Source organism: Magnetospirillum sp. SS-4 (assembly GCF_902729425.1).
GTDB lineage: Bacteria > Pseudomonadota > Alphaproteobacteria > Rhodospirillales > Magnetospirillaceae > Phaeospirillum.
The window spans coordinates 1-2516 of record NZ_CACVCH010000113.1 but is presented as its reverse complement, the minus strand read 5'-3'; the positions used below and the strand labels follow the sequence as shown (position 1 = coordinate 2516).

Here is a 2516-nt window from a genome sequence, read left to right as displayed (position 1 = left end):
GTAAGCGTCCTCTGTCGGCTGCGGTTTCTCCGGCTTGACGGAGGCGGTCAGGCGGCGGCAGGGATGCTGGCCGGGGCTGCGATGTTCCAGGGCAGGAGATCGGCGATCCGGTTGATGGGGTGGTCGGCGATGCGGCCGATGACGTCGCGCAGGTAGGCTTCGGGATCGCGGCCGTTGAGCTTGGCGGTCTCGATCAGGGTGTAGAGGACGGCGGCGCGGTCACCACCGGCATCGGAGCCGGCGAACAGCCAGTTCTTGCGTCCCAAAGTCAGGGGGCGGATGGCCCGCTCGGCGGCATTGTTGGTCATCTCCAGGCGGCCATCGTCGAGATAGCGGATGAGCGCCACCCAGCGCGAGCGGGCATAGCGGATGGCTGCGGCCAGTTCGCTCTTGCCGGAGATCTTGGCCAGGGCGGCATCAAGGAAGACGGCCAAATCATCGAGCTGTGATTGGGCATGGTCGTGGCGGGCTTGTTTCCGCACCTCCGGGGATTGGCCGTTCACTTGGCGCTCGATCTCGAACAGCCCGCCGATCCGCTCCAGGGCTTGCGCAGCCAGTGGCGAGGCGGTCGCCAGATGGATGTCGTGGAATTTGCGCCGAACATGGGCCCAGCACGCCACTTCGCTGACGGTGGCGGGGATGCCATCCCGATCCTCATAGAGTGGGCCGAACCCGGCATAGCCGTCGGCCTGGAGGAACCCGGAGAATTGCGCCAGGTGGCGGCGGGGATGCTCGCCCTTGCGGTCGGCGCTGTAGCGGTAGAACACGGCGGGCGGTTCGCTGCCACCGTGGGGCCGCTCGTCGCGCAAATAGACCCATAGCCGCCCGGTCTTGGTCTTGCCGGTGCCCGGCGCCAGAACCGGGACCGGAGTGTCATCGGCGTGCAGCTTGTCGGCGGCGAGGATATGGCGCTCCACCGCACCGGCCAGGGGCTTGAGCAGCGCCGCCATCTTGCCGACCCAATCGGCCAGGGTGGCGCGGTCGAGCTCGACGCCGTCGCGGGCGTAAATGCCGGATTGGCGATAGAGCGGTAGGTGGTCGCAGAATTTACAGACCAGCACATGGGCGAGCAGGCCGGGGCCCGGCTGGCCCCGCTCGATCGGCAGGCTCGGCATCGGGGCCTGCACCATGGTTTCGCAGGTCCGGCACGACAAGGCCGGGCGGACATGGCGGACGACCTCGAAGCGTCCGGGCACGTAGTCCAGGATCTCGGTGACGTCCTCGCCGACCTGGCGCAGCACGCCGCCGCAGGCCGGACAGGCGCAGGTCCCGGCATGAACCACCTCGCGGCGCGGCAGATGCGCAGGCAGAGGGCGGCGACCACCATGACGGCGCTGGCCCGGCTCGGTCGCCGGAATCTCGGCGCTTGCCTCGCTCGCGGGCCGATCCGCTCCGGCGCTGACCTCCAGATCCTCCAGCACCAGTTCGAGCTGCTCGATCTGGCGGTCCAGCTTCTCCGAGGAGCGGCCAAACTGCTGCCGCCGCAGCCGCGCGATCTGCACCTTGAGCGTCTCGATCTCCAGGCTCTTGGTGACCAGACCGGCCTTCGCCGCCGCCAATTCTCCGGTCAGCCCGGCGATGATCTGGCGCAGGGAGTCAACGTCATCGGGAAGGGAAGAGACGGCTTCGAGCATGGCCACGATTTTATCGCGACAGAGAGCATCAAGCTATTGATTTAACCCAATGATTAGCGAAATTCTCAGCCCGCCGCCACCGGCTTCCAGGTCCGTACCGGCAGCCGCCAGTCGATCCCCTCCAGCAACATGGACAGCTGGGCCGTGGTCAGCACCACCGAGCCATCGCGCGTCACCGGCCAGACAAACCGGCCCTTCTCCAGCCGCTTGGCGAACAGGCAGTAACCTTGGCCGTCCCAGTACAGCACCTTGACCAGATCGCCCCGACGGCCACGAAAGATGAAGAAATGGCCGGAAAACGGATCCTGCTTCAGCACCTCCTGCGCCAGCATGGCCAGACCGTCGAAGCCCTTGCGCATGTCGGTGACACCCATCGCCAGATGGATGCGCACCCCGGCGGGAATGGTGATCATGCCCCCTCGATGGCGGCGATCAGCAGGCGCAGACGCGAGGGCGCAATGCCCTCATCCGCAACCAGCCGCCGACCATGGGTGAGCAGGATCTCGATCCGTGCCTCTCCACACCGGGGGCGTCCGGCTTCTTCATCTCCGCGGCAGACGCGGCAACCGTCACCGGGACGAAAGACGGGGCTGTCGCTGGCGGCATCTTCGTCCCATACCGGGCACACCAGCGGCCGAGAACGCTCGAAGCGAGACGGTAACGCCGCGCAATCTCGGCCACCGACCGACCGCTCGCCTCAACCTCCGCCACCATCCGCCGCTTCTCCGCCTCCGGCCAATGCCGACGGCGGGCGGGACGCTCATCGCTACTGCCATCGCAGACCATAAGCATCCCTTTGCCATCCTTGCCACGCTCGATCCGAGCGCACCATTCAGGCCGATTGGGAGGCCGGCGGCAAGGCAGCCGTCAGAGGACGCTTAC

3 protein-coding genes are annotated in these 2516 nt (G+C 67.1%); all 3 read right to left on the bottom strand.

The window, feature by feature from the left end; all coding sequences use genetic code 11:
* Positions 1-47 precede the first annotated feature (47 nt).
* Positions 48-1634, bottom strand: a complete 1587-nt coding sequence (locus MTBSS4_RS17785; protein ID WP_173984721.1) for an IS66 family transposase — start codon at positions 1632-1634, stop codon at positions 48-50.
* A 65-nt stretch (positions 1635-1699) separates the two neighbouring features.
* Positions 1700-2047: an IS66 family insertion sequence element accessory protein TnpB gene (gene tnpB / locus MTBSS4_RS17780; protein ID WP_173984720.1), complete on the bottom strand. Its 348-nt coding sequence runs from the start codon at positions 2045-2047 to the stop codon at positions 1700-1702.
* 19 nt (positions 2048-2066) lie between these two features.
* Positions 2067-2420: a transposase gene (locus MTBSS4_RS22825; protein WP_368667806.1), complete on the bottom strand. Its 354-nt coding sequence runs from the start codon at positions 2418-2420 to the stop codon at positions 2067-2069.
* Between the last annotated feature and the right edge of the window lie 96 nt (positions 2421-2516).